The sequence below is a fragment of the Thiocapsa roseopersicina genome (assembly GCF_900106925.1).
Classification (GTDB): domain Bacteria; phylum Pseudomonadota; class Gammaproteobacteria; order Chromatiales; family Chromatiaceae; genus Thiocapsa; species Thiocapsa roseopersicina.
Genome location: NZ_FNNZ01000004.1, coordinates 50,094 through 76,324 on the forward strand (window position 1 = coordinate 50,094; position 26,231 = coordinate 76,324).

At 63.7% G+C, this 26,231-nt stretch carries 24 protein-coding genes; 8 read left to right on the plus strand and 16 right to left on the minus strand.

The genetic code is table 11. The features are described from left to right. The first annotated feature begins 314 nt into the window (after window positions 1-314). From BLV04_RS06095 to BLV04_RS06115, 5 genes are all read left to right on the plus strand, one after another. Window positions 315-977, plus strand: coding sequence for an LON peptidase substrate-binding domain-containing protein (locus BLV04_RS06095; protein ID WP_093029115.1), 663 nt, complete (start codon window positions 315-317; stop codon window positions 975-977). 268 nt (window positions 978-1,245) lie between these two features. After that, a complete protein-coding gene (locus BLV04_RS06100) occupies window positions 1,246-1,572 on the plus strand; it encodes a HesB/IscA family protein (protein ID WP_093029117.1) in 327 nt (108 codons plus the stop codon). Between the two features lie 219 nt (window positions 1,573-1,791). Then, window positions 1,792-2,214, plus strand: coding sequence for a SufE family protein (locus BLV04_RS06105; protein WP_093029119.1), 423 nt, complete (start codon window positions 1,792-1,794; stop codon window positions 2,212-2,214). A gap of 178 nt (window positions 2,215-2,392) precedes the next feature. Beyond that, window positions 2,393-3,472 carry an efflux RND transporter periplasmic adaptor subunit gene (locus BLV04_RS06110; RefSeq protein ID WP_093029121.1) on the plus strand — a complete coding sequence of 360 codons (1,080 nt, stop codon included), beginning with the start codon at window positions 2,393-2,395 and terminating at the stop codon, window positions 3,470-3,472. Beyond that, complete coding sequence (locus BLV04_RS06115) at window positions 3,469-6,570, plus strand: efflux RND transporter permease subunit (protein ID WP_093029123.1); 3,102 nt, start codon at window positions 3,469-3,471, stop codon at window positions 6,568-6,570. Before BLV04_RS06110 ends, BLV04_RS06115 begins: the two co-directional genes overlap by 4 nt. Before the next feature lie 81 nt (window positions 6,571-6,651). Here the strand turns inward: BLV04_RS06115 and rnhB are convergent, their stop codons facing one another. The 15 genes from rnhB to rpsB all read right to left on the minus strand — a co-directional run bounded on the left by rnhB (window position 6,652) and on the right by rpsB (window position 21,407). Next, entirely contained in the window at window positions 6,652-7,257 is a 606-nt protein-coding gene (gene rnhB / locus BLV04_RS06120) for a ribonuclease HII (RefSeq protein ID WP_093029125.1), read from the minus strand. 150 nt (window positions 7,258-7,407) lie between these two features. After that, on the minus strand, window positions 7,408-8,550 hold the full coding sequence (lpxB, locus tag BLV04_RS06125) for a lipid-A-disaccharide synthase (protein ID WP_093029127.1): 1,143 nt from the start codon (window positions 8,548-8,550) through the stop codon (window positions 7,408-7,410). Then, the gene (gene lpxA, locus BLV04_RS06130; RefSeq protein WP_093029129.1) at window positions 8,550-9,320 is read right to left on the minus strand and encodes an acyl-ACP--UDP-N-acetylglucosamine O-acyltransferase; all 771 of its coding nucleotides are present in this window, start codon (window positions 9,318-9,320) and stop codon (window positions 8,550-8,552) included. The genes lpxB and lpxA overlap by 1 nt, the downstream gene beginning before the upstream one ends. Further along, window positions 9,317-9,826 carry a 3-hydroxyacyl-ACP dehydratase FabZ gene (fabZ, locus tag BLV04_RS06135; RefSeq protein WP_093029131.1) on the minus strand — a complete coding sequence of 170 codons (510 nt, stop codon included), beginning with the start codon at window positions 9,824-9,826 and terminating at the stop codon, window positions 9,317-9,319. Before fabZ ends, lpxA begins: the two co-directional genes overlap by 4 nt. 1 nt (window position 9,827) lies before the next feature. After that, window positions 9,828-10,874 carry a UDP-3-O-(3-hydroxymyristoyl)glucosamine N-acyltransferase gene (gene lpxD, locus BLV04_RS06140; RefSeq protein WP_093029133.1) on the minus strand — a complete coding sequence of 349 codons (1,047 nt, stop codon included), beginning with the start codon at window positions 10,872-10,874 and terminating at the stop codon, window positions 9,828-9,830. Window positions 10,875-10,913: 39 nt separating this feature from the next. Then, the gene (locus tag BLV04_RS06145) at window positions 10,914-11,429 is read right to left on the minus strand and encodes an OmpH/Skp family outer membrane protein (protein WP_093029135.1); all 516 of its coding nucleotides are present in this window, start codon (window positions 11,427-11,429) and stop codon (window positions 10,914-10,916) included. A 12-nt stretch (window positions 11,430-11,441) separates the two neighbouring features. Further along, window positions 11,442-13,775, minus strand: coding sequence for an outer membrane protein assembly factor BamA (gene bamA / locus BLV04_RS06150; protein WP_093029137.1), 2,334 nt, complete (start codon window positions 13,773-13,775; stop codon window positions 11,442-11,444). Window positions 13,776-13,854: 79 nt separating this feature from the next. Next, entirely contained in the window at window positions 13,855-15,219 is a 1,365-nt protein-coding gene (gene rseP / locus BLV04_RS06155; RefSeq protein ID WP_093029138.1) for an RIP metalloprotease RseP, read from the minus strand. A 189-nt stretch (window positions 15,220-15,408) separates the two neighbouring features. Next, window positions 15,409-16,596 (minus strand): 1-deoxy-D-xylulose-5-phosphate reductoisomerase, encoded by a 1,188-nt coding sequence (ispC, locus tag BLV04_RS06160; protein WP_093029140.1) that lies wholly within the window; start codon window positions 16,594-16,596, stop codon window positions 15,409-15,411. Further along, the gene (locus tag BLV04_RS06165) at window positions 16,593-17,447 is read right to left on the minus strand and encodes a phosphatidate cytidylyltransferase (protein WP_093029142.1); all 855 of its coding nucleotides are present in this window, start codon (window positions 17,445-17,447) and stop codon (window positions 16,593-16,595) included. The genes ispC and BLV04_RS06165 overlap by 4 nt, the downstream gene beginning before the upstream one ends. Continuing rightward, window positions 17,434-18,195, minus strand: a complete 762-nt coding sequence (gene uppS / locus BLV04_RS06170; RefSeq protein WP_093029144.1) for a polyprenyl diphosphate synthase — start codon at window positions 18,193-18,195, stop codon at window positions 17,434-17,436. The genes BLV04_RS06165 and uppS overlap by 14 nt, the downstream gene beginning before the upstream one ends. A 58-nt stretch (window positions 18,196-18,253) precedes the next feature. Continuing rightward, complete coding sequence (frr, locus tag BLV04_RS06175; RefSeq protein WP_093029146.1) at window positions 18,254-18,811, minus strand: ribosome recycling factor; 558 nt, start codon at window positions 18,809-18,811, stop codon at window positions 18,254-18,256. A 1-nt stretch (window position 18,812) separates the two neighbouring features. Then, complete coding sequence (gene pyrH / locus BLV04_RS06180; protein WP_093029148.1) at window positions 18,813-19,535, minus strand: UMP kinase; 723 nt, start codon at window positions 19,533-19,535, stop codon at window positions 18,813-18,815. A gap of 93 nt (window positions 19,536-19,628) precedes the next feature. After that, entirely contained in the window at window positions 19,629-20,516 is an 888-nt protein-coding gene (gene tsf / locus BLV04_RS06185) for a translation elongation factor Ts (RefSeq protein WP_093029150.1), read from the minus strand. A gap of 135 nt (window positions 20,517-20,651) precedes the next feature. Further along, window positions 20,652-21,407: a 30S ribosomal protein S2 gene (gene rpsB, locus BLV04_RS06190; protein ID WP_175534524.1), complete on the minus strand. Its 756-nt coding sequence runs from the start codon at window positions 21,405-21,407 to the stop codon at window positions 20,652-20,654. A 349-nt stretch (window positions 21,408-21,756) separates the two neighbouring features. On the opposite strand from rpsB, the gene map reads away from it, so the two are divergent. Genes map through BLV04_RS06205 form a run of 3 tightly spaced genes read left to right on the plus strand, consistent with a single transcriptional unit; the run spans window position 21,757 to window position 25,794 of the window. Continuing rightward, window positions 21,757-22,590: a type I methionyl aminopeptidase gene (map, locus tag BLV04_RS06195; protein WP_093029154.1), complete on the plus strand. Its 834-nt coding sequence runs from the start codon at window positions 21,757-21,759 to the stop codon at window positions 22,588-22,590. Next, window positions 22,587-25,253: a [protein-PII] uridylyltransferase gene (glnD, locus tag BLV04_RS06200; protein WP_093029156.1), complete on the plus strand. Its 2,667-nt coding sequence runs from the start codon at window positions 22,587-22,589 to the stop codon at window positions 25,251-25,253. Before map ends, glnD begins: the two co-directional genes overlap by 4 nt. Beyond that, window positions 25,240-25,794, plus strand: coding sequence for a hypothetical protein (locus tag BLV04_RS06205; protein WP_093029158.1), 555 nt, complete (start codon window positions 25,240-25,242; stop codon window positions 25,792-25,794). The genes glnD and BLV04_RS06205 overlap by 14 nt, the downstream gene beginning before the upstream one ends. A 27-nt stretch (window positions 25,795-25,821) precedes the next feature. On the opposite strand, the gene BLV04_RS06210 is transcribed toward BLV04_RS06205, so the two are convergent. Then, window positions 25,822-26,196: a VOC family protein gene (locus tag BLV04_RS06210; RefSeq protein WP_093029160.1), complete on the minus strand. Its 375-nt coding sequence runs from the start codon at window positions 26,194-26,196 to the stop codon at window positions 25,822-25,824. Between the last annotated feature and the right edge of the window lie 35 nt (window positions 26,197-26,231).

A 26,231-nucleotide genomic window follows, 5' to 3' on the forward strand; every position in this document is an offset into this window, starting at 1 on the left:
CGCGGGCGAAGGCGTTGTCGCCGTCGTTCAGCACCGACTGAAATCCGGTCGCGAGTGCCGCGAAGTCTTTGGGGATGATGAAATTACCGAGCGCACGTGAGCGGGGCAGTTACGCCTCCAATCGTGGCCGCTATCGGCTCGGATCCGGCCTTGATGTTCAAGCGGTGCCGCACAATCCCGGCGACAAGGATTTTGCGGGTTGAAGGCACGCTGGTATAGGGAAGCGCGACGGACACCCCATCTACGCCGATGAAGCCGTAATCGATCAACCGCATCGCCGGGACCTCTCGCGGGTTCGGGCGCTGGAGCAGCCGATGACCCGCACCCCGTTCTTCCCGAAATTCTCCGACCTGCCCGCCGAGATCCCGATCTTTCCCTTGTCCGGAGCCGTGGTCATGCCGAGAGTTCAGTTACCGCTCAACATTTTCGAGCCTCGCTACGTCAGCATGGTGACGGATGCATTGGCATCGAATCACCTCATCGGCATGATTCAGCCCACCAGCGAGACCATGACCGATGAGGTGCCGGAAATCCATCGCATCGGTTGCGCCGGTCGAATCACCTCGTACAGCGAGACGACCGACGGCAGAATCGTCCTGGTACTGACCGGGGTGTGCCGCTTCCAAGTCATCAGCGAGATCGCCGAGGAGCACGGCTATCGGCGGGTCCGTGCGGACTGGGAGCGGTTCGCGGCGGACTATCAGGAGAACGACTCTCCGATTGCCGACCGCAAAGGATTCTTAACCTCGCTGAAGGCCTACTGTGCGTTGCGCGGTGTTGAGGTCCCCTGGGAGGACGTCGAGCAGATGGCCGACAAGGACCTGACCAACCTTCTGTGTGCACACCTCCCGCTGAGCCCGGAGGACAAGCAGGCATTGATCGAGACCCTCCCGACGGGTGACCGGGCCGCGCTGATGCGGGGGCTTTTGGATATGTCCGCGGCGGCGAGCATGGATACCGCCGAGCACCGCCACTGAACCGCGCCCGACAGGGGTATTTCACCCGTCGGAAATCGGCGCCGCCTCGCCTCCGCGAACAACCTTCCGTGATGACGCGGCTCAGGAAGTCGGGTGTATGTGCAGACTCGGGTTTGTGTGCAGACTGAATCGTAGCCGATCCAGAACCGCCCCCTGTGTTGGCGTCGCTGCCGAGGGGCCGGTTGCCGATATGTACGGGGTTGAAAAACCCTGATCCGAGCTTAGTTCCCAGAGTTGTCGAGTCGACAATGATAAAGGGGCAATACCAATGGCAGTGACACTGACCGAAGCCGCGGCGAAACACGTCGCCGGAATGCTCAGCAAACGCGGACACGGTCTTGGCTTGCGCGTCGGCACGCGCAAGAGCGGCTGTACCGGCTTCGCTTACGATGTGGATTACGCGGACGGGGTCGATCCGGCCGATCGGGTCTTCGAGAGTTATGGCGTGAAGGTCGTCGTCGATGAAGACAGTCTCGTTCGCATCGACGGTATGGAGATCGATTTCGTCCGGTCCAGCCTGCTCAATCAGGGCTTCGAGTTCCGCAACCCCAAGGTGAAGGATACCTGCGGGTGTGGAGAATCCTTCAGCGTCTGAATCGCGTCCGGCGCGGCATGGCAACCTTTACATGTTGCCTCGGATCGGCAAGCTTCAAACTGCGGCGGCGTCGACGCGATTCAGGATTTAGAAGGCTTGGGCACAACAACATCGACGCCGCAGCGCGGTCGATACGATACCGAAAACCGTCGTCGAGCCGCCCGTGTCGCTCGATGCCCGGTTTGATCCTACAGTTTCGATTGGGAATACTCCGCATCTATGCTCAACGACGAAATGACCGAGATCCTTGAGAACTTCGAGCTCCTCGGCGATTGGGACGAGCGCTATCAGTACCTGGTGGAGATCGGCGAGCGCTTGGCGCCGATGCCGTCCGAGGACAAGACCGACCGCAACCGTGTCATCGAGTGCATGAGTCTGGTCCACACGGCCGCGCACCCGATGCCGGACCAACCCGGACATCTGGCCTTCAGGGGCGATTGCGATACCGCGATCATCAAAGGCGTTGTCGCTTTGCTGGTCGGGCTCTTCTCCGGGAAACGACCCGAAGAGATCGAGGCACTGGATGTCGAGGAACTGTTCGAGGCGCTCCGGCTCCAAGAGCACCTGAGCCCCAATCGGCATGTCGGTGTTTACGCCATCGTGAATAAGATGAAGGGCCAGGCAAGGTCCGCGACCTGCTGAGATCAGGGTGCCTGAGGCTTGGTTGCCGACGCACAGGCCCGGCTCCACCGATCGTCGCGTCTCGGTGACCCCGATTCCAACGACCCGTTACGTCGGATATCCGACGAACTGATGCACGTCGAGACGGCATGGGCGCGTGCAGCCGCCGAGCGCCCGCCCGACAACATGGATCCGATGCATGCCCTCCTTACGCGCCATCACCCGCCTGCTGACTTCTGTCCCGCTCGTCGTCGCCGCGTCCCTGACGGCGACGAGTCCCGCCAACGCCGTCGCCGTCCTGGCAGAGGAAGTCCGATCGATGCCGTTGGCCGAGCGTGTCGAGGCGCTCGGGACCCTGAAGGCCAACGAATCGGTCAACATCACGGCGAATGTCACCGAGACCATCTCGGCGATCCATTTCGATGACGGCCAGCGGGTCAAGGAGGGCGATATCCTGGTCGAGCTGACCAGCGTCGAGCAGCATGCGTTGCTCGACGAGGCACAGGTTCGGGTCAACGAGGCCGAGCGGCAGTACGAGCGTGTCAAGGCGTTGGTCGCCCAGCGCGCCGCGTCCGAATCGCTCCTCGACGAGCGCAAGCGTGACCTCGACACGGCCCGCGCCGTCTTGGTCGCGATCGAGTCGCGCCTGTCGGACCGGCTGATCAAGGCGCCCTTCGACGGCGTGCTGGGCCTGCGCAACGTCAGCCGCGGCACCCTGGTCGAGCCCGCCGATACCATCACCACACTCGACGACGACAGCGTCATGAAGCTGGATTTCACGGTCCCGAGCGTCTTCATGAACGACATTCAGCCGGGGCTGCGGATCGAGGCACGTGCGCATACCTACGGCGATCGGGTCTTCGAGGGTGTGGTGCGAGGCGTCGACAGTCGCGTCGACCCGGTGACCCGGTCCATTCAGGTCCGTGCCCTGATTCCAAATCCGGAGCGCACCCTCAAGCCGGGATTGCTGATGCGCGTCGTACTCCTGGTCGACCCGCGCAACGGTCTGGTCGTCCCGGAGGCCGCGATCCTTCACCAGGGCCAGGATCACTTCGTTCAGGTCGTGGTGGAGGGCGAAAAGGGGCTGACCTCCGAGCGCCGTCAAGTCCGGATCGGGACACGCAAGCCGGGACTGGTCGAGGTGCGCGAGGGGCTCGCGGTAGGCGATCGCGTCATCGTGCATGGCCACCTCAAGGCTCGGCCGGGGCAGCCGATCGAGATCCGGAGCACGGCCGACGAACCGATCGACCCGCCGGCGGCACAGGAACCTTCCACATGATCCTGTCCGACATCTCGGTTACCCGCCCTGTCCTTGCCACCGTCCTGTCGCTCCTGCTGGTCGCCTTCGGGCTGGTCGCCTTCGATCGGTTGCCGCTGCGCGAATATCCCGACATCGACCCGCCGGTCGTCTCGATCGAGACCATCTATCCGGGCGCCGCGGCCAACGTCGTCGAGACGCGGATCACCCAGCTGATCGAGGACCGCATCGCCGGGGTCGAGGGCATCCGCACGGTCGAATCCGTCAGCGAGGACGGGCGCTCGGCCATCACCGTCCAGTTCAATATCGACCGCGACATCGACGGGGCCGCCAACGACGTCCGCGATCGTGTCTCGGCCGTGCTCGATCAGCTCCCGGCAGAGGCGGAGCCGCCCAATATCCGCAAGGTCGACAGCAACGAAGACGTGATCATGTGGCTGAATCTGGTCAGCGACCGTATGAGCGTCCCGGAGCTGACCGACTATGCCACGCGCTATCTGGTCGATCGCTTCTCGGTCATCGACGGCGTGGCACGCATCCAGATCGGCGGCAGTCAGGTCTATGCGATGCGCGTCTGGCTGGACCGCAACGAGCTGGCCGCACGCGCCTTGACGGTGGCGGATGTCGAGGCCGCACTGCGCGCCGAGAACCTGGAGCTGCCGGCCGGCAGCATCGAGTCGGTCGAGCGTCAATTCAGCGTGCGCATGAACCGCACCTTCAACGACCCGGACGACTTCGCCCGTCTGGTGCTTGCGCGCGGGACCGACGGACATCTGGTGCGTCTCGGCGATGTGGCCCGGGTCGAGCGCGGCACCGAGGAGAACCGCACCTTCTTCCGCGGCAACGGCGTTCCCATGGTCGGAATCGGCGTGGTGAAGCAATCGACCGCGAACACGGTCGCCGTGGCGGACGCCGCCAAGGCGGAGGCCGCCCGCATCAACGCGAGCCTGCCGGAAGGCATGGAGATCAAGCAGAGCTTCGACTCCTCGATCTTCGTCAAGGACGCCGTCAAGGAGGTCTACAAGACACTCGCGATCGCCATCGGCCTGGTCATCCTGATCATCTTCCTGTTCTTGGGCAGCGTGCGCGCCATGCTGGTGCCGGCGGTCACCGTTCCGGTCTCGATCGTGGCGACCTTCACCGTTCTGCTCGCGCTCGGCTTCTCCGTGAATATTCTGACCCTGCTGGCGCTGGTTCTGGCGATCGGACTGGTCGTGGACGACGCCATCGTGGTGCTCGAGAACATCCATCGCCGGATGGAGCAGTACGGGGAAACACGCCTGGTCGCCGCCTATCGCGGGACCCGTCAGGTCGCCTTCGCCGTCGTGGCGACGACCGTCGTTCTGATCGCCGTCTTCGTGCCCATCGCCTTCCTGCAGGGCGACGTCGGGCGACTCTTCGCCGAGTTCGCGCTCACCATGGCCGCGGCGGTGGCTTTTTCGTCCTTCGTCGCCCTGTCGCTGTCGCCCATGCTCGCGTCTCAGATCCTGCCGCAGTCGCACCGACGCGCATCCCTGACCCACGGGGTCGACTGGGTCTTTCAGTGGGTTCGCCGCGGCTACGGCGCGATGCTGCGCTTCCTGCTGCGCCAGCCCTGGATCATGGTCTTGACCTTCATCGGGACACTCGGCGCGGCAGTCTGGCTGTTCGAGCAGGTCCCGCAGGAATATGCGCCGAAGGAGGATCGCGGTGCCTTTTTTGTCCTGATCAATGGCCCCGAAGGCGCGTCTTATCAGTACATGAGCGACTATATGGACGAGATCGAGCGCCGCCTCATGCCCTACACCGAATCCGGCGAGGCGATCCGGCTGCTGGTGCGCGCGCCCCGGACCTTCTCCAATACCGCGCTCTTCAACTCGGGCATGGCGGTCATGGTCCTGAACGACTTCGGCAAGCGTCGTTCCGGCTGGGTCATCATGGACGAGGTGCGTGCGAAGCTCGCCGACCTTCCGGGCGTGACCGCCGTTCCGGTCATGCGTCAAGGGTTCGGCGCGCGCATCCAGAAGCCGGTGCAGTTCGTCATCGGCGGCGGGACCTACGAGGAGCTTGCTCAGTGGCGCGACCTGCTGCTGGAGGCGATCGAAAAGGACAACCCGGGTCTGGTCGGCATCGATTGGGACTACAAGGAGACCAAACCCCAGCTCAAGGTCGAGATCGACTACGATCGCGCGGCCGATCTCGGGGTGACCGTCGGCAACATCGGGCGCACGCTCGAGACCATGCTCGGCTCGCGCAAGGTGACCACCTACTTGGAGGCAGGGGAGGAATACGACGTCATCCTCGAAGGCGAGCGCGACGAGCAGCGCACGCCGGGGAGCCTGGAAAACCTCTATGTGCGCTCGGACCGCAGCGGTGAGCTGATCCCGCTGTCCAACCTGGTCAGCGTGATCGAGTCGGCCGACTCGCAGAGTTTGAACCGCTACAACCGGCTGCGTGCCATCACCATCGAGGCCAACCTGGAATCCGGACTGGCGCTCGGCGATGCGCTTAGCTACCTGGAGGCCAAGGTCGCCGAGCACCTGCCCGACCAGGCCCAGATCGACTTTAAGGGACAAAGCCGCGACTTCCGGACCAGCAACCAAGACATCCTCTTCGTCTTCGTCCTGGGCCTGCTGGTAGTCTTTCTGGTTCTAGCGGCCCAATTCGAGAGTTGGATACACCCGCTCGTCATCATGCTGACGGTGCCGCTGGCAATGGCCGGCGCGCTCCTCGCCCTCTGGCTGACCGGACAGACGCTCAACATCTACAGTCAGATCGGGCTGATCATGCTGGTCGGCCTCGCCGCCAAGAACGGCATCCTGATCGTGGAATTCGCCAACCAGCTGCGCGACCAAGGCAAGGAATTCCGTGAGGCCCTGCTGGAAGCCGCCGACGTGCGTCTGCGCCCCATCGTCATGACCGGCGTCACCACCGCCGCCGGCTCGCTTCCGCTGCTCCTGTCGGGCGGCGCCGGCGCCGAGACCCGCACCGTCATTGGTACCGTCATCCTAGCGGGCGTCCTCGCGGCAACCGTCTTCACCTTGTTCGTAGTCCCCGTCGCCTACGACCTGCTCGCCCGCCACACGGGGTCACCCGGCGACGTCAAGCGGCAGCTGGAGCGCGAAATGGATGCATCCTGAAGAACCGAGCGGCTCAGCCGAGCGTGGCCGCTTCGACCAACGGGATACTGACCGGGGGAAGCAGAGACATGACGAGGCCGATCAACCCATGACGTGGATCAATGCCCGGACCGGGCCGAAGCTGCGTCTGTGCTCGGGACAGGGTCCGAGTTGGCGCAGCGCGTCGATGTGGGCACGGGTGGGATAGCCCTTGTGGCCCGCAAAGCCGTAGCCGGGAAAGGCGCGGTCCAGGTCGCCCATGAGCCGATCGCGGGCGACCTTGGCAAGAATCGATGCCGCGCCGATCGATGGTACCAAGCCGTCGCCGCCGACGATCGCCTCGGCCGCACACCCGACATCCGGACAACGATTTCCGTCGACGAGCACCCGTGTCGGCCGCACAGTCAAGGCCGCAACCGCGCGCTGCATCGCCAGCATGGATGCCTGGAGGATATTGAGCCGGTCGATCTCCTCCGCGCTCGCCCATGCGACGGACCACGCGAGGGCGTGTTCTCGGATCTCCCGATCCAAGACAGCCCGCCGAGCAGGGGTCAGTTTCTTGGAATCGTCAAGACCGGCGATCGGGCGGGCCGGATCCAGGATAACGGCAGCAGCGCTGACCGGACCGGCCAGCGGACCCCTGCCTGCCTCGTCGACACCCGCGACCCATAAAACCGCGTCCCGCGTGATCAATAGCGTCTGCCTCATATCCACATCGCCGAGGCCATCAAAGACGTTTTCCTCGACGCGGTTTTAGTCAAGAAACAAAAAATTCTTGAATCGCGTCACCGCCGGGGCCGTTTGCACATCCAAGTCCGAATCCAAGGCAAGACGGCACGGATCACACCCGGACGCGATTCAATATCCAACCAGATCAAGGACTGCCTGCGCCGCGCTCGCTGCGGCATCCTTTCGCAGCCAAAGATGGATGCGCCGATACTCGGCCTGGATCTCGGCGACGCGCTCCGCATCATCCAGAAACGCCAGGACGGCCGGCGCCAATAGATCGGCGCGACAGCGGTCTTGGATAAACTCGGGTGCCAGCTCCTTCTCGGCCAGGAGATTCGCCATGGCGATATAGGGCACCTTGACCAAACCGAGCTGTTTGACGAGGTGATAGGAGATCGGATGAACGCGATAGGCGACCACCATCGGGCGTTTGGTCAGCAGGGTCTCCAGCGTTGCCGTTCCCGAGGCGGTCAGCACGACATCGGCTGCGGAGAGGACCTCGCGGCTGCGCCCGTCGACCAAGGTGATCGGGAGATCGGGGGCAACCTGCGCCAAGGCTTGACTGAAGCGCTCGCGCAGCCGGGCGTTGACCAACGGGACGACAAACCGCAGATCCGGGCGGGCGGCGAGGCAACGCGCTGCGGTCTCGATGAAGGGCTCGGCCAGACGCTCGACCTCGCCCATCCGACTGCCGGGCAGCAGGGCGACGAACGATCCGGCCTGCGGCAGGCCGAGGGCCCGTCGCGCACCGACCCGATCGATCTCCACCGGGATCTCGTCGGCGAGCGGATGACCGACATAGCGCGCCGGCACGCCGTGCTCGCGCAGGAAGGTCTCCTCGAACGGGAAGACGCTCAGCATGAGATCCACCGAGCGGCGGATCGACTTGACCCGGCCCGGACGCCAGGCCCAGACGGTGGGACTGACCATGTGCACGGTTCGGATCCCAGCCCCGCGCAGTCGGCGCTCAAGACCGAGATTGAAGTCGGGCGCATCCACGCCGATGAAGACGTCCGGGGGATCTTCGACGAAATAGCGTACCAGCACGCGCCTGAGCCCGAGAAGCTCGCGAAGCTGGCCGAGAACCTCCATCAGCCCCATTACGGAGAGCCGTTCCATGGCGAAGAGGGTCTCGCAGCCCTCCTCCTGCATCCGGGGTCCAGCCACGCCGACGAAGCGGACCTCGGGGACCCTTTTGCGGATCTCGCGCGCCAACGCGGCACCCAAGATGTCGCCCGATGCCTCGTTGGCGACGATTCCGACCCGCAACATCAGCGCACGATGCTACGACTGCTGTCGGCGATGAAGTCGGCCATGAGGCCGAGCTCCGGGACGTCCGCGGACATTCGAGTCAGCTCGGCGATCGCCTCGGCCAGCTTCAGATTTCCCATATAGAGTGTGCGATAGGCACGCTTGATCGCTTGAATGGCAACATCGGAAAAGCCGCGACGTCGCAAGCCCTCCGTGTTGATTCCGCGGGGCTCGGCCGGGTGCCCGCCGACGGTCACGTAGGGGGGAACGTCCTTACTCAGAACCGATCCCATGGCACAGAAACCGTGGGCGCCGATCCTGCAAAACTGGTGGACAATCGTAAAGCCACCGAGGATGGCCCAGTCCTGGATCTCGACATGTCCGCCCAAGGAGGCAGCGTTGGCCATGATGACGTTGTCGCCGATGCGGCAGTCGTGCGCCACGTGGACATAGGCCATGAAGAGATTGTCGTTGCCGATCCGGGTCACGCCCTTGTCTTGGACGGTGCCGCGATGCAGCGTCGTGAACTCGCGGATCTGATTGCGATCGCCGATCTCGAGGCGAGTCGCCTCGCCGCCGTATTTCTTGTCCTGGGGGTCTTCGCCGACGCTCGCGAACTGAAAGATTCGATTGTCCCGGCCGATCCGGGTCGGTCCCTTGATCACGGCATGGGGGCCGATCCGGCTCCCCGCGCCGATCTCGACATCCGGGCCGATGACGGCGAAGGGGCCGACCTCGACATCGGAATCCAGCGTAGCCCCCGGATCGACCAAGGCCGTCGGGTGAATCAAGCGGTGAAGTCTCGGGCCGTACACATGATCTCGGCGCTGGCCACGAGGCGATCGTCCACGCGTGCCTCGCCGTCGAACTTCCAGATCCCGCGACGCACGGGTCCGAGCTTCACATCCAGAATCAATTGGTCGCCCGGCTCGACGGGACGTTTGAAGCGCGCCTTGTCGATACCGACGAAATAGTAGAGCTTGTTGCCGACCTCGTCCGGACGCGAGGCCATCGCCAGTAAGCCGGTCGCCTGCGCCAGCGCCTCGATGATCAAGACACCGGGCATCACCGGACGCACAGGAAAATGGCCGGTAAAAAAGGGCTCGTTGTAGGAGACGTTCTTCAAGGCGATCAGATACTCGTTCACCTTGTAGTCGATGACCTTGTCGACCAATAGAAAAGGATACCGGTGCGGCAAGAGGCTCAGTACCTTATGGATGTCCATTGTGCTCACGACGTCCTCCGAGCGATCAAGACGCAAATCAGAATCCGTCGGCATGGGATGCGATCCCTCCATGCTAGGTAGCCTCCCGCCCAGTTGTTTCGTTCATCGTATCGATACGTATCTCAAGTTGTTTGATGCGTCGCGCCAGCTCGTCCAGATGCCTGAACCGAGCCACGTTGCGTCGCCAATCCGCGCTTGGCATGGCCGGGATCCCGCTGCTGTAGGCGCCGGGCTCCGAGACCGATCGGGTCACCATGGCCATCCCCGTAAAATGGACTCCGTCGCCGATCTCCAGATGACCGGCCATCCCGACGGCGCCCGCGATGGTGCAGTTTCGACCGATCCGGGTCGAGCCCGAGATGCCGGTGTTCGCCGCCATCGCCGTATTCTCGCCGATCTCGACGTTGTGGCCGATCTGAATGTGGTTGTCCAGCTTGACCCCGTCGCCGATTAGGGTGTCGCCGATCGCACCCCGATCGACCGTGGTGTTGGCGCCGATCTCGACATCGTCGCCCAGGATCGCCCGCCCGATCTGCGGAATGCGCACCCACCGATCGCCGTCGCGCGCGAAGCCGAAGCCTTCGCGCCCGATGACGCTGCCGGGGTGCAAAAGCGCGCGCTTGCCGACGAGCGTGCCCGAGCAGAGCGTCACACGCGCCACCAACCGGCTCTCCTCGCCGACCCGGACCCCCTCCCCGAGGATACAACCGGGTCCGAGAAACGCGCGTGGACCGACAAGAACGCCGGCCTCCAGAACACAGGTCGGACCGACCCATGCCGTCGGATCGACCAACGCGGTCGGATCCACGACAGCACTCGGGTGAATACCGCCGACGGTCGCCGGCTCGGGATACAGAATCCTCGCCGCATTCGCAAACGTCAGGTAAGGGTTGTCGCTCAGCATGACGGGCACCGAACAGGCGTCGGCGTCGGATTCCGAGAGGATCACGCAGCCTGCACGAGTATGCCCTAGAAGGCGCTTTAGGCGCCCGTCGCCGAGAAAGGTCAATTCCGTTGCATCGGCGGAGCTCAGCGGCGCGATGCGGCAGACGCGCGCCTGGGGGTCGCCCCGCAATGGAACCGACAAACGGTCTGCCAATTCGCCGAGCGCGATCTCCAAAGCGTCACCAAAAAGACCGATCGTGTGCCGGCGGAATCATCACTTTTCGACGAACTCCTGTTTGAGTCGCTCGATGACTTGCTCGGAAATGTCGATGCGCGGGCTGAAATACACCAGCCCTTCGCTGATGACGAGATCGATCTTCTCCTCCTTGGCGACCTCGACGATCACCTCGCGGACCTGCAGGGCGAGCTTGGTGCGGAGCTCGTTCTGCCGCAACGCGAAGTCTTCCTGAAATTCGTCCCTCGCATATTTGAGCTTACGGGTCCGACTTCGAATATCGTTCTGCAGGCGCTGAATCTCGCTCTCGCTCATCAAGGCACCCTCTCGCTCCAGGCGGCCCTGAAGCGCCGAGATCTGGTCCTGCTGCTCGCGTAGTATCCGCTCCCGATCCTCGACCTCGCGTTGAAGCGCGGCGCGGGCAGCCTCGTATTGAGGCGACTGCTCGACGACTCGATTGGGGTCGACCACCGAGATCCTGTAATCGGATGCGGGCACGACACTCGACAGCAGGAGCAACGCGATCGTCGAGCAGCAAAGAACGGCTAACCTCACGCATCGACTCCCTTAAAAAGTCTGTCCGAAACCGAACTGGAAGACTTGGGTTTCGTCGCCCTCTTCTTCGTTGAGCGGAGCCGCCAGACTGATCGAAAGGGCACCGATCGGCGACAGCCAGGTTGCCGAGACACCCGCCGAATAGCGTAGATCTCCGATATCGAAACCGGTGGGCTCGATGAGATCCGAGCCGTTGGTCTCCCAGACGTTGCCGAAGTCCAGGAAGGCCCCGAGACGCAGGGTCTTGCTCAGCTGTGGTCCGCCCGGCGCCGGTGCAAAGAGCTCGAGGCTACCGGCCATCCTGAAGTTACCACCGACGGGATCGTCGTCGCCGACCTCGCGAGGGCCGAGCGAGTTGGCGACAAAACCGCGCACGGACCGCGGCCCGCCGGCGTAATAGTTCTCGAAGAAGGGTAGCCCGTCGGTCTCGCCGTACCCCTCGCCGTACCCGACATCACCACTCAAGGACACCACGAACCGCGACGTCAGAGGAACATAGAGCTGCTCCTGGTAGGTGAGCTTATAGTACTGAAGATCGCTTCCCGGGACGGCGAGGTCTGCCCTCAGCACACGCAACCCGCCTTTGGTCGGGAAGATCGCGGTATCTCGGCTGTCGTTCGTATAGCTTGCCGACAGGATAAAGTCATTGAAGACATTTCCGTTTTCTTCGACGAACTGTTGCGCCAGCTCGGAAAAGTTACCGGCGATGAAATTCGTATACTGATAGCGGACCCCGAGGCCGGCGCGGCTGGTCTCTGAGATGGGCAGGCCGAAGTTCATGCCCAGCACGCCGACGTCGGTCGAATAATCCGCACCGATCAGCTCGTCGAAATCCGTTTCCCGGTAGGAGACGTTGAAGCCTCGACTGATACCGTCCACCGTATAGAAGGGATTGGTATAGGCGATCTGATAGAGCTGGGTCGCTTCGCTCGTGTTGACTCCGAACGAGACGCGCTTACCGGTGCCCAGGAAATTGTTCTGCGTCACACTGGCGTTGAACAGAATACCCTGCGACTGTGAGTAACCGACACCCGCCGAAAGATTCCCCGCGGGTTTCTCGGTCACCGTCACATCGACATCGACTTGGTCGGCGGAACCCGGTACCGCGGGCGTCTCGATGGTGACATCCTCGAAGTAGCCCAAACGCTGGAGCCGCTCGCGCGATTTGCGGACCAGCTCGGCCGAGAACCAGGCCGACTCCAACTGGCGCATCTCTCTGCGCAGGACCTCGTCGCGGGTTCGGGTATTGCCCTTCATATTGACGCGACGCACGTAGACGCGCTGTCCGGGATCGACGAAGAAGGTCACCGTCACCGTGCGCGCCTCCTCGTCGATCTCGGGAATGGTGTTGACATTCGCGAACGCATAACCGCGATCGCCGAGCAGGTTCGAGATCCGCTCAGCACTTTCGGTGGTCGCCCGACGCGAGAAGAAATCGCCGCGCTTGAGCTGGATAAGAGGAAACAGCTCCTCGGCCGGGATCGAAGGCTCGCCCGCAAGCTTGATGTCGCCGATCCGGTAGGGCTCACCCTCATCGATGACGACGGTGATATAGATCTCCTTCTTGTCGGCGCTGATGGAGACTTGCGTCGACTTGATGTCGAACCGAATAAAGCCGCGATCCAGATAGAAGGAGCGCAGCGTCTCCAAATCACCGGCGAGCTTTTGCTTGGAGTACTGATCATTCTTGGAATAGAACGAGGTCCAGCCGGTCGTGCCGAGCTCGAAGCGCTTGAGCAGCTCCTTTTCGGGGAATGCCTCGTTGCCGATGATGGTGATCTGCTTGATCCGCGCCGTCAGCCCCTCGGTGATCTCGATGCGAACCGCGACGCGGTTTCGCTCGAGCGGCGAGACCGTCGATTGAATCAGTACACCGTACTTGCCGCGCGAGAAATACTGCCGCTCAAGCTCCTGCTCGATACGATCGAGGACCGAACGATCGAAGACGCGTCCCTCCTTGAGCCCGATGTCGGACAAGGCAGCCGTCAACGCCTTGGTATCGATATCGCGATTGCCGGTGATATCGATCGAGGCGATCGCCGGTCGCTCGCGGACCCAGAGAACGAGCACGTTGCCCTCGCGCTCGACGCGAACATCGTCGAAGAAGCCAGTTTGGTAGAGCGAGCGAATAATCCCGCCGGTCACGCCGTCTCCGACCGTGTCCCCGACCTGCACCGGAAGATAGTTGAAGACGGTGCCGGGTGCGATCCGCTGCAGACCCTCCACGCGGATGTCGGCGATCTGGAACACCTCGGCGGCGACCGGCATGTTGATCGCGAGCAGGAGGGTCATCAGAGCGAGCTGCCGACGTGCGCAGCAACGGAGCATCAGAGGTATCGCGCGCAAGACAGGGTCCCCTCGATCAAGCCGAAGTCTGCGGCGCAGTCGGCGTTTCAGGGTCGCAAGTATAAGTGATTCGGCGCGCCTAGCCCAATAGCCGGGAGAGATCCAGGTAAAAGGCCAGCGACATGAGGGCGGCCAGTAGAAAGAGGCCGATCCTCTGGCCCTGCATCTGGGCCTCCTCGGAGAGCGGGCTTCCTTTGACCCACTCGATGAAAAAATACAACAGATGCCCTCCGTCGAGTACAGGCACCGGCAGGAGGTTGAGGATGCCGAGGCTGATGCTCACAACCGCGAGGAATTTCACGAAGGATTCCAATCCATAGCTCGCGGTTCGCCCGGCCGTCTCGGCGATCGTGATGGGACCGCTGAGATTCTCCACAGAGGCCTGACCGATCAACATGCGCCCGACGACCCGCAACGTCATGACGCTCATCTCTACGGTCTTGGAGACGGCCCGATCGAGCGACTCGACGGGACCGTAGCGGACCTCGACGCTGTAATCGTCCATCAAACCCTCCGGAACCAGCACACCGGCCCCGATCCGACCGATGGTATCCCCCTCGACCTGCGTCGATCGCGGCGTCACGCTCAAGGTAAGGCGCTCGCCGTCGGCGCGCTCGATTTCGACAGCCAAGGTCTCGTCCGGGTGCTCCTGCACCACGCCGACCCAGTCCTGCCAGCCTTCGATCGGGCGGCCATCGGCCGAGAGAATGCGGTCGCCGCTCTTCAGCCCGGAGCCTTCGGCCGCTTCGCCCGGAACCAGCTCGCCGATCACAGCGGGCAAGGTCGGACGTTTCGGAGAAAGACCCAGGCGACCGAGGAGATCCGGTTCCTCGGCCAGACTGCGCACCGCATCGGAGGGGATCCAGCGCGTCAGCTCGCGACCCGAGGCATCGCGCACCTGAACCGCCAGCTCGCGCCCGTCGAGCGATTTGCCGACGAAAGCGATCAGCGCCGTCTCCCAACTCCCCGCCTCGCGGTCGCCGACCCGGATCAGCTCGTCACCGGACTGGAAACCGGCCTCGGCAGCGATGGATTGGGGCTCGACGTCGCCGACGATCGGCCTCAAGCCCGAGTCGCCGGACATGAAGATCGCCCAATACGCGAAGATCGCGAAGAGGAAGTTGAACACTGGACCGGCCACGACGATCGCGGAGCGCTTCCAAAGCGCTTGGCGATTGAAGGCAAGATGGGCCTGCGCCGCAGGAACCTCCTCTTCGCGCTCGTCGAGCATCTTGACGTAACCGCCCAAGGGCACGAGGGCGACGACATACTCGGTCGCATCGGGGTTGCGCTGAATGCGCAGCAAGGGCCGCCCGAAACCGATCGAGAAGCGCAGAACCTTCACGCCCAAGCGTCTGGCGACCCAAAAGTGCCCGAACTCATGGACGGCGATGAGAATCGCGAGCGCGACGACGAAGGAGCCGATCGTAAAGAGGATGTCCATCTTAAATCGCGTCCGGAGAGGCCATTGAGAGGAGAGTTGCGGGCAAGGACTCCGGCCATCAACGGCGATCGGAGTGACGCGATTTAAGTATTTAATTTTTAATACTATTTAAACCGCGTCGACAAGGACGTCCGAGGGTAGCGCGAGCACATTTTTTGCACGACCACTGAATGCCGATCCGGACGCGGTTTAAATCACGCGCAATCGGACCAGGTGTTCTGCGCGCTCGCGTGCCCGCCGATCCACGTCCAAGAGGAAGGCGAGATCCTGGCCCGCAACGTCTTCGTTCGGAAGCGCCTCGAGCGTAGCGTCGACGACGGCGGCGATCCCCGGGAGATCGAGGCGTCGATCCAGGAAGGCGGCCACGGCGATCTCGTTGGCTGCGTTCAGGATCGCCGGCGCGGTGCCGCCTTGACGCGCAGCCTTGAAGGCCAGCCCGAGGCAGGGAAAACGGGCAAGATCCGGCTCTTCGAAATTCAGCTGTCCGACCTTGAAGAGATCCAGGGGTGCAACGCCGGCATCCAGGCGCGCCGGCCACCCGAGCGCATGGGCGATCGGGGTGCGCATATCGGGATTGCCGAGCTGGGCGAGCACGGAGCCGTCTTGGTATTGGACCAAGGAGTGGATTACGCTCTGCGGGTGGACAACGACTTGGATGCGATCGGTGTCGGTCCCGAACAGCCAACAGGCCTCGATGACCTCCAGGCCCTTGTTCATCATGGTGGCCGAGTCGACCGAGATCTTGCGGCCCATCGCCCAGGTGGGATGTGCACACGCCTGCTCGGGGGTCACGGAGGCGAGTCGCTCGATCGGCCAATCGCGCAGTGGACCGCCGGATGCGGTCAGCAGGATTCGCTCCACCCCGACCGAGGGCAATCCCTCGCAAAAGTTCGGCGGGAGACACTGGAAGATGGCGTTGTGCTCGCTGTCGATGGGGAGCAGCTCCGCACCGCTCTCCTCCACGGCACGCATGAGCAAGGCGCCGGCCACCACCAGAGACTCTTTGTTGGCGAGCAGCAGGCGCTTTCCTGCACGGGCTGCGGCCAGCGTTGGCGGCAGACCCGCGGCACCGACGATCGCCGCCATGACGTACTGGGTCTCGGGCATGGTCGCGACCTGCTCGAGACCTTCGACACCCGAGAGGATCTCCGGGCGCCCCGGCATGTCCGAGAGCAGCTCGCGCAAATGCCGCGCCGCTGTTTCGTCGACCATGACCGCAATCTGCGGGCGGTGGCGCCGGCACTGCTCGGCCATGCGCTCGCTGTCGCGATGCGCCGTCAAGGCGACCGCGCGAAACCGCTCGGGATGACGAGCGACGACATCGAGGGTGCTCACACCGACCGAGCCGGTCGAGCCAAGGACGGTTACGCCGATCACGTCGTCACTCCAATCAAGGTGATACCCAAGGCAAATACAGGTGCGGCTGCCGTCAGGCTGTCGATTCGGTCGAGCATACCGCCATGTCCCGGCAAGAGATGACTCGAGTCTTTCAGTCCGCGACGACGCTTGAGGAGACTCTCGTAGAGATCCCCGACAATCGAGATCATGACCGACACGCCGCAGACCAGCAGGATCAGGAGGGTTGCCGTCGCAGTTGCGGACAGGATCCACGCGAACGTCAGACCGCAGATGACGGCCCCGACCATCGCCCCGTAGACGCCGACCCGCGTCTTGCCCGGACTGAGCACGGGCGCAAGCTTTGCTCGGCCACCGCCCCAGGCACGGCCGACGAAATAGGCCATGGAATCGGCCGTCCACATCAGAAAGAGCAGGAAGAGGACGAGTGCCGGCCCCTTATTCGGGAGTCCATGCAGATGAATCAGTGCCGCCCAAGGACCGATCAGAACGAGAAAACCGGCGGCGAGCAGCGGCCACTGAACGCCCTCGACCGTCGGGATCTCCCTGATCCGCGGCAGGGCAACCGCCTGCCCCGCCCACCAAAGGGCACTGAGACCGAATAACCAAGGCTGACCCTGCGGCCAGATCCAGAGGAGCGCCATCGCGAACAGGATCGCAATCGAATAGAGGATGCGCGGGATGGGCCGCGTCAGTCCGGCCAGCGTGCACCATTCGACGGCCGCCAGCATCAAGACCCCGGCCAAGACGAGTGCGAAGACAGGCGTCGGCAACCAGAGAACGGCGGCGATCACGAGCGGCACCAAGGAAAGTGCCGTAATCGTCCGACGCTTCAGTGCGTTGGATGCAGGCAAGACGTCAACCTCGCCCATAAGCACTCATCGGGGCCTGCATCTCGATCTGCTCGCCGGTTCGCCCGAAACGTCGCTGCCGGCGCGCATAGTTCTCCAGGGCTCGACCATAGGCGGCCGCATCGAAGTCGGGCCACAGAAGGTCGGTGAAATACAACTCGGAATAGGCGGATTGCCACAGCACGAAATTGCTCAGGCGTTGCTCCCCGCCGGTGCGAATAAAGAAGTCCGGCTCCGGGAGATCGGGAAACGACAGGCGGCTCGCGAGCGCCTCCTCGTCGATCGCATCCGGATCGAGCGCCCCGCTCAGCGCGTCCGCCACGAGCCGCCGGGCTGCCGCGGTAATGTCCCAGCGCCCGCCGTAATTGGCTGCCACTTGCAGATTGAGGGAGCCGTTCTTTGCGGTCAGCTCCTCGGCCTCGGCGATCCGCCGTTGTAGCTTTTCCGGGAAGGCCCCGCGTTCGCCGATGATGCGCAGCCGAACATCGTTCTCGTTCAGGCGGCGCACCTCGCCGCGCAACGCGCTCATGAAGAGCTCCATGAGGATGTTGACCTCCGAGCGCGGTCGCTGCCAATTCTCGCTGCTGAAGGCGAAGAGGGTCAGAGTTCCCACACCGCGTCGAACGCTCTCCTCCACCACGGCACGGACGCTTTTCACGCCCTCCCGATGACCTGCCGTGCGGGGACGATCGCGCTGCTTGGCCCAGCGGCCGTTGCCGTCCATGATGATGGCGACATGCCGAGGCACGGATGGATCCGGATCGCTCATTGCGACTGCGGGCGTTGCAATATCCACGGTGGTCGTTGTCGGGATCGCCCGCCCCGCCTCAGATCGACATCAAGTCCGCTTCTTTCTCCGCCAAGACCGCATCCACATCCTTGATGTACTGATCGGTCAACTTCTGAACCAGATCCTGACCGCGGCGCTCGTCGTCCTCGGAGATCATCTTGTCCTTCACGAGCTCCTTTAGATCATGGTTGGCATCGCGGCGAATGTTGCGCACGGCGACCCGCGCCTGCTCGGCCTCGTTGCGTGCGACCTTGATGAGGTCGCGTCGCCGCTCTTCGGTCAGCGCCGGCATTGGGACGCGAATGACGGTCCCCGCGGTATTGGGGTTGAGCCCGAGGTCCGATTGCATGATGGCCTTCTCGACGGCCTGCACCATGTTTCGCTCCCACGGCGTCACGGCCAGCGTTCGCGCGTCCTCCGCGCTCACGTTGGCGACCTGCCGGATCGGCATCTCGGAGCCGTAGTAGGAGACCATCACGTGGTCCAAAAGGGAGGGATGCGCCCGGCCTGTTCGGATCTTGGCCAGCTCATGGCTCAGTGCATCGACGCTCTTGGCCATGCGCTCCGCAGCGTCCTTCTTGATGTCGTCGATCATGTCAATTCCCGCTCACGACCAAGGAGCCGACGTCTTCACCGCGGATCAACCGCAGGAGCGCGCCGGGCTCGTTGATATTCATTACACGTAGTGGCATGCCATGGTCACGACACAGCACAATCGCCGTCGTGTCCATGACCTGCAGTCCTTCACGAAGCGCACGATCATAACTGATGCGGGGGTAGAAGGTCGCCCCCGGATCGATCATCGGGTCGGCCGAGTAGATGCCGTCGACCTTGGTGGCCTTGATCAGCAGATCCGCACCGACCTCGATCGCACGCAGGCTAGCGGCCGAATCGGTTGTAAAGAACGGGTTGCCGGTCCCGGCGGCAAAGACGACCACCCGACCCTTATCGAGATGCCGCATGGCGCGCCGCCGGATGTAATCCTCGCAGACCTGATTGATCTTCAGGGCCGACATCACGCGCGCCGCGACACCCAGACGCTCGAGCGCATCCTGCATCGCCAGCCCGTTCATGACGGTCGCGAGCATCCCCATCTGGTCGCCGGTGACGCGGTCCATACCCTTGGCCGCAAGACCCGCTCCGCGAAAGATGTTGCCGCCACCGATGACCAATCCCACCTGAACGCCGACGGCGGCCAGATCACGGATCTCGCCGGCAAAGCGGTCCAGAACCTCCGGATCGATGCCGTAAGCCTCGGAGCCGGCCAATGCCTCGCCGCTGAGCTTGAGCAGGATGCGTCGATAAAGTGGCACCGTCATGGCGGGAGGACCTCGTCATGGGTTGAGTCGAAGAAGGCTGCGCGTCAATCGCGCAACCTTCGGGGACCAGTCGGTCGGATCGGGTCGCGCGGGTCAGGTCGAGCGAACCTGCGCCATGACCTCTTCGGCGAAGTTCTCGACCTTCTTCTCGATGCCCTCGCCGACCTCGACACGAGCAAATCGGTAGACCCTTGCACCCGCCTGCTTCAGGAGCTTCTCCACCGATGTATCCGGATCCTTCACGAACGGCTGACCGAGCAGGGTCACCTCTTCGAGATACTTGCGCACGCGCCCGTCGATGATCTTGTCGACGATCGCCTCGGGCTTGCCGCTGTCGAGCGCTTGCGCCTTGAAGATCTCACGCTCTTTGGCGAGCGTCTCGGGCGGAACCTCGTCGGCCCCGAGACACAGCGGGTTGGTCGCTGCGATATGCATGGCGATGTCGCGCCCGAGCGCCTCGTCGCCGCCGCTCATCTCGAGCACCACGCCGATGCGAACACCGTGACGATAGCTGTAGAGACTGCCTTCGACATCGTCGAAGCGCACCAAACGACGCACCTGGACATTCTCGCCGATCTTGGTAATCAGGCCCTCGCGAGCCTGATCGACGGTACTCTCCGCGTCGTCGCAAAGGGCCGTCGCCGACAGGGACTCGGCATCTGCCATGTCGCCTGCGAGCGCCGTCGCGGCGACCGACTGCGCAAAGCCGAGAAAATTGGTGTCCTTCGCCACGAAATCGGTCTCGCAGTTGATCTCGACCAGGACGCCGCGCTTGCCGCCCGGTGCGATCTCGATCATGACTACGCCCTCGGCGGCCGTGCGACCGGACTTTTTCGCGGCCTTCGCCTGACCGGCTTTGCGCATCGCCTCGATTGCCGCTTCGATATCGCCGTCGGACTCCACCAGCGCCTTCTTGCACTCCATCATGCCGGCGCCGGTGCGCTCCCGGAGCTCTTTCACCAATGCCGCTGTGATCGCCATCGTTTGCTTCCTCGGTCCCTCACGGGACGACTTCGGGTTGTACTGGATGCGTTCGCACCCGAGGGCTCGGGCGCGAACGAAGAATGGAGGCGCGCCCGGATCGGATCCGGAGCGCGCTCGGGTAGCGCAGCCGGCCTACTCGGCTTCGGCAAGAGCGCTCGGCGCCGCCTCGCTCTCGACAGGGGCATCGATAAAGGTGTCGCCGCGCCCGACCATAGCGGCCGCAGTGTTGCGGCCGTCGAGGATCGCATCCGCCGCGCCGCTGATATACAGGCGCACCGCGCGGATCGCGTCGTCGTTACCCGGGATCACGTAGTCGACCTTGCTCGGATCATTGTTGGTATCGACCACGCCCACCACCGGGATACCGAGCTTGTTGGCTTCGGTGACGGCGATCTTCTCGTGGCCCACATCGATGACGAACATGGCATCAGGGAGACCTTCCATCTCCTTGATGCCACCGATGCTCTGCTCGAGCTTCGCGCGCTCGCGCGCGAGACCCAGTGCTTCCTTCTTGTTGAAGCGCTCGATCGTCCCTTCCGCGAACATCGTCTCGAGCTCCTTGAGGCGCTTGACCGAGTGCCGGATGGTCTTGAAGTTGGTCAGCATTCCGCCGAGCCAGCGATGATTGACGAAGGGCATCCCGCAACGCAGGGCCTCTTCCTGAATCGCCTCGCGCGCCGCACGCTTGGTGCCGACGAAGAGGATACGGCCGCCGTTGGCCGTCAATGAACCCATGAAGTTGACGGCCTCTTGGTAGAGTGGCAGCGTCTTTTCCAGGTTCACGATGTGGATCTTGTTGCGTTGCCCGAAGATGAAGGCCCCCATTTTGGGGTTCCAGTAGCGGGTCTGATGTCCGAAATGGACACCCGCTTCCAACATCTGGCGCATGGTCACGTCGCTCAAGGTATTGCTTCCTGTGGTCTGGGTTGGGCCTCCACGCATCCCAAGCGGCAACCTGATTACCAGGCACCCGGCCGGTTGTGTCGATGCGTGTGCGGACGTTATCCGGCGCCCGCGGATCGGGGCCGGTCTTGAGTCGGCGTTGCGCAACCCGGATAGACCGGGCCTGCAGCCGATTGCGCGCAGGATCTCGGCAGCGCTTCGGCTCGCCGAAAGCCCGACAGCAGCGGATTTGCCGCAGCGCGCCGGGTTTTATACCATAGCCCGTTCCTTATGGGCAATTACCTCAAGGTTTTCTGTGAGATCCGGACCTGATGTCGATTCAGCGACGCACGCCATGAGTGTGCCAATCAAAACACCTGAGGCTGTCGAGAAGATGCGCGTGGCGGGCCGACTGGCCGCCGACGTCCTCGACATGATCGCCCCCCATGTTGTCCCCGGCGCGACCACGGACGAGCTCGACCGCATTTGCCATGACTATATTACTCGCGTCCAGCGGGCCATCCCGGCGCCCTTGAACTACCGCGGCTTTCCCCGATCGATCTGCACCTCCGTAAACCATCAGGTCTGCCACGGGATCCCGGGCAACAAGCGCCTCAAGAAAGGCGATATCGTCAACATCGACATCACAGTCATCAAGGACGGGTATCACGGCGATACCAGCAAGATGTTCTTTGTCGGCGAGCCGAGCATCCTGGCCCGTCGGCTCGTCACCGTCACGCAACAGGCGATGCGGCTCGGCATCGCGAAGGTTCGCCCCGGCGCGACCTTGGGTGACATCGGCCACGCGATTCAGCAATTCGTCGAAGCACAGGGGTGCTCGGTGGTCCGCGAATATTGCGGGCACGGGATCGGTCAGGCGTTTCACGAAGAGCCGCAAGTCCTGCACTACGGCAAGCCCGGAGATGGCTTGGTCCTGAAGGCGGGGATGTGCTTCACCGTCGAGCCGATGGTCAACGCCGGCAAGCGTTTCATCAAGCTGCTCCCGGACGGCTGGACGGTCGTGACCAAGGATCGAAGTCTGTCGGCACAATGGGAGCACACCGTCCTCGTCACCGATCAGGGTCACGAGATCCTGACCCTGCGCGCCGAGGAGCGCACCGACGAATCCCCCGCGAACGAGCCCGCCGATCAGCGCAAGGCGGAGCGCGACATCGTCGCACAGCCATGAACGCTGCGCCGCGCCCGCAGGCCTCGCCGAATGAGGTCTTGGAGGCGAGGACGGCGGCCGATCCAATGGCGCTGATCGCCGATTGGAAGGACCGCCTCAGAGCCGGGCGCGACCGACTCTTCGCAGACTTCGACCAAGGCGCACCGGTCGGAAGCCTGGTCCTGCGGCGCAGCCTCCTCATCGACGAAGTCCTGCGCGAGGTCTGGGACCATCACCTCGGACAGACCGAGGACGCCGCCTTGGTCGCCGTCGGCGGATACGGGCGGCAGGAGCTCCAGCCCGCCTCCGACATCGACATCCTGGTCATCGTCGACGCCGATGCCGACGCGCGCCTCGCCGCGCCCCTGGAAGGGCTCGTGACCTGCCTGTGGGACATCGGCCTGGAGGTCGGGCACAGCGTGCGCACCCCCGAGGAGTGCGCCCGCGAGGCCGCGGACGACGTGACCGTCATGACCAACATGATGGAGGCGCGCCTGATCCGAGGCAGCAGCGAGCTTTGCCATCGGATGCGCGAGGTCGTCAGCCCCGAGCGCATGTGGGACAGCGAGCAATTCTTCGCCGCCAAGACCCTGGAGCAGCGCACACGCTGGCAGAAGTACGGCGGCACCGCCTACAACCTCGAGCCCAACATCAAGGAGAACCCGGGCGGCTTGCGCGACATTCAGATGATCGGATGGGTCGCCAAGCGTCACTTCGACGCGGAGACCCTGCATGAGCTGGTCGGTCACGGCTTTCTGACGGAATCGGAATACGCCACGCTGATCGAAGGGCAAACGCTGCTGTGGCGGATCCGTTTCGCGTTGCACCGCATCGCCGGACGGCGCGAGGATCGACTCCTGTTCGAGTATCAACGGACCCTGGCCACCCAGTTCGGCTTCGAGGACGGTCCGAACAACCTTGCCGTCGAACAGTTCATGCAGCAGTACTACCGCACCGTCCAAGAGCTCAATCGGCTCAACGAGATGCTGCTGCAGTTGTTTCGCGAGGCGATCCTCCTGCATGACGACGTCGGCCCCCCGGTGCCGGTCAACAAGCGCTTCCAGTCACGCAGCGGCTATCTCGAGGTGACCTCCGCGAGCGTGTTTCAGCGCTACCCGATCGCCCTCCTCGAGATCTTCCACGTCCTTCAGATCCATACGGAGCTCGAAGGCGTGCGCGCCAGCACCATCCGGCTGATCCGCGAGAACCGCCACCGGATCGACGATGACTTCCGCGCCGATCTGCGCGCGCGCAGTCTCTTCATGGAGATCCTCCGTCATCCCAGCGGTCTCACACATGCGATTCGACGCATGAACCGTTACGGCGTGCTGGCCGCCTACATCCCGGCGTTCGCCAACATCGTCGGACGCATGCAGTACGATCTGCTGCATGTCTACACGGTCGACGAGCACACGCTCTCGCTTCTGCGCAATCTTCGCCGCTTCACCATCACCAAGCACGACGACGAATTCCCGCTCTGCAGCGCGATCGCCAGGCGCATCCCCAAGCTCGAGCTTCTGTATCTCGCAGGTCTCTTCCACGACATCGCCAAAGGCCGCGGCGGAGACCATTCGCTGCTCGGTGCCGACGACGCCCGGGAGTTCTGTCGGCTCCACGGGCTGCCCGAGTTCGACAGTCGGCTCGTCGGCTGGCTGGTGGAGAAACATCTGCTGATGTCGATGACGGCCCAGCGCAAGGACATCAGCGATCCGGAGGTGATCCAGTCCTTCGCCGCCGTCGTCGGCGACCCGACACGCTTGGATTACCTCTATCTATTGACGGTCGCGGATGCCCGAGCAACCAATCCCGAGCGCTGGAACAGCTGGAAGGACGCGCTGCTGCGCGAGCTGTATCACGGGACACGCCGCGCGCTGCTGCGCGGACTCGAGAACCCTCAAGCCCAGGACGAGCTGATCCAGCAAAAACAGACCGAGGCGCGGCGCCTGGTCGCGCGCTACGGCGGGGATCCCGCCGCCTGCAATCGGCTCTGGAATAAATTCAGCCTGGATCTGTTCCTGCACAACTCCCCGGACGAGATTGCCTGGCAGACACGCCAGATCCTTGCGTGCGAGCCCGAGCAGCTGCCGCTCGTGGTGATTCGCCCGGTCACGGCGCGCGGAGGAACCGAGATCTTCATCTACACCACCGACCGCGCAAACCTCTTCGGGCGGATCACCGCGCTCCTGGATCAGGTCGGCCTCAGTATCATGGATGCCCGCATCATGACCACCGACGACGGCATGGCGGTCAACACCTACCAGGTGCTGGACCAGGACGGCAGCCCGGTCCAGGACGCATTGAGGATGGAGGAGATTCGCTCCTGCTTGGTCGCGGATCTCGCCGAGGATGCCGACGAGGAGATCCAAGTCGCACGCTCCATGCCGAGACGCCATCGGTATTTTCCGACCGAGACGCGGGTGACCTTTTCCCCCGACGAACCCAACCGCCGCACCATCATGCGGCTCGCCACCCTGGATCGCCCCGGTCTGCTCGCAGACGTCGGCGCGGTCTTTCAGAGTTGCGGCATCCGCCTTCAGAACGCCAAGATCGCGACGGTCGGCGCCGAGGTCGACGATGTCTTCTTCATCACCAACGACGACGAGACCCCCATCACCTGCGAGACCGCCCTATCCTGTTTGCGACGCGAGATCCACGATCGACTGGAAGGTCATGGGACGCGCTGAGCATCGCGATATCGTCGGGCTCGGCATACCGACACACGCGAAGGTCGCGAGACTCGGCGCCGCTGCGCTGCTCGTCGGACTCTTGTCGATCCCCGCCGCCATCGTGGCCGACGAGAACCTCGCGGTGCCCATCCAGCCCGTCAGCCAGACCTTCGGCGACCAGCCTTCGGGGGCCGCGCCGACACCTTGGCTCGACGAGGTTCGCGCCCAACGACAGGCGTGGGAGACCAGGCGCGAGGCGACGCGCAGTGCCTACGAGGCGCGCCGGCGGGCCAACAACCCCAGGGCAGCCGCCCAGCAAGAGGCGTGGGAAGAGGATGTGCGCCGTCGACGTGCAGAGCGTCTCGAACGCATGGATCAGGAGCGCGAGCTCTTTCGCAGCCTCGGACCCGATCAGCTCCCGCCGCCTTGGCCGTGGGTCACCGGGATGCCCACCCTGCCGGAGATCGGCAGCGGCGCGACGTCGCCCGACATCCCGGGCGAGGAGTCGATCTTTGCTCCGCCCGGATGGGACAACCACTGGTATTTCAGGGGATTCTGATGTCGCTCCGGCACGGGTCTCGGCGCCTCAACCGGCTTCGATCAACTCGAGCGCGTTGCCGTCCGGGTCGCGACAGAAGAGCGCGCGTCGCCCGGAGCGGCTGAGCGTGTAGGAGAGGCCGGCAGCATCCAGCCGCGTGGTCACCTGTTCCAAGCCGCTCACCCGCATCGCGAGATGCCGATCTCGACCGCCGTGCGCCGGACGGCCCGCAACCGGATCCGGATTCGGCAGCTCGAGCAGGTGGATCTGCTGATCGCCCACCCAAAGCCAGGCCCCGGGAAACGACAGATCTGGACGCTCGGGCGCAAGCTCGAGACCCAGAATCCCTTGATAGAACTCAAGCGCCCGGGCGGTATCGGCAACGATCAGACTGACATGATGGATGGCATGGACCAGCGGCATCGGATCCCCTCGGCATGGAGCCGGCTTGGACGTTC

Excerpts from the sequence above, each read along its gene's own strand:
- BLV04_RS06095 (WP_093029115.1), top strand. The coding sequence starts at position 315 with ATGACCCGCACCCCGTTCTTCCCGAAATTCTCCGACCTGCCCGCCGAG.
- BLV04_RS06100 (WP_093029117.1), top strand. The coding sequence starts at position 1,246 with ATGGCAGTGACACTGACCGAAGCCGCGGCGAAACACGTCGCCGGAATG.
- BLV04_RS06105 (WP_093029119.1), top strand. The coding sequence starts at position 1,792 with ATGCTCAACGACGAAATGACCGAGATCCTTGAGAACTTCGAGCTCCTC.
- BLV04_RS06110 (WP_093029121.1), top strand. The coding sequence starts at position 2,393 with ATGCCCTCCTTACGCGCCATCACCCGCCTGCTGACTTCTGTCCCGCTC.
- BLV04_RS06115 (WP_093029123.1), top strand. The coding sequence starts at position 3,469 with ATGATCCTGTCCGACATCTCGGTTACCCGCCCTGTCCTTGCCACCGTC.
- rnhB (WP_093029125.1), bottom strand. The coding sequence starts at position 7,257 with ATGAGGCAGACGCTATTGATCACGCGGGACGCGGTTTTATGGGTCGCG.
- lpxB (WP_093029127.1), bottom strand. The coding sequence starts at position 8,550 with ATGTTGCGGGTCGGAATCGTCGCCAACGAGGCATCGGGCGACATCTTG.
- fabZ (WP_093029131.1), bottom strand. The coding sequence starts at position 9,826 with ATGGAGGGATCGCATCCCATGCCGACGGATTCTGATTTGCGTCTTGAT.
- rseP (WP_093029138.1), bottom strand. The coding sequence starts at position 15,219 with ATGGACATCCTCTTTACGATCGGCTCCTTCGTCGTCGCGCTCGCGATT.
- BLV04_RS06165 (WP_093029142.1), bottom strand. The coding sequence starts at position 17,447 with ATGGGCGAGGTTGACGTCTTGCCTGCATCCAACGCACTGAAGCGTCGG.
- uppS (WP_093029144.1), bottom strand. The coding sequence starts at position 18,195 with ATGAGCGATCCGGATCCATCCGTGCCTCGGCATGTCGCCATCATCATG.
- frr (WP_093029146.1), bottom strand. The coding sequence starts at position 18,811 with ATGATCGACGACATCAAGAAGGACGCTGCGGAGCGCATGGCCAAGAGC.
- pyrH (WP_093029148.1), bottom strand. The coding sequence starts at position 19,535 with ATGACGGTGCCACTTTATCGACGCATCCTGCTCAAGCTCAGCGGCGAG.
- tsf (WP_093029150.1), bottom strand. The coding sequence starts at position 20,516 with ATGGCGATCACAGCGGCATTGGTGAAAGAGCTCCGGGAGCGCACCGGC.
- rpsB (WP_175534524.1), bottom strand. The coding sequence starts at position 21,407 with ATGCGCCAGATGTTGGAAGCGGGTGTCCATTTCGGACATCAGACCCGC.
- map (WP_093029154.1), top strand. The coding sequence starts at position 21,757 with ATGAGTGTGCCAATCAAAACACCTGAGGCTGTCGAGAAGATGCGCGTG.
- glnD (WP_093029156.1), top strand. The coding sequence starts at position 22,587 with ATGAACGCTGCGCCGCGCCCGCAGGCCTCGCCGAATGAGGTCTTGGAG.
- BLV04_RS06205 (WP_093029158.1), top strand. The coding sequence starts at position 25,240 with ATGGGACGCGCTGAGCATCGCGATATCGTCGGGCTCGGCATACCGACA.
- BLV04_RS06210 (WP_093029160.1), bottom strand. The coding sequence starts at position 26,196 with ATGCCGCTGGTCCATGCCATCCATCATGTCAGTCTGATCGTTGCCGAT.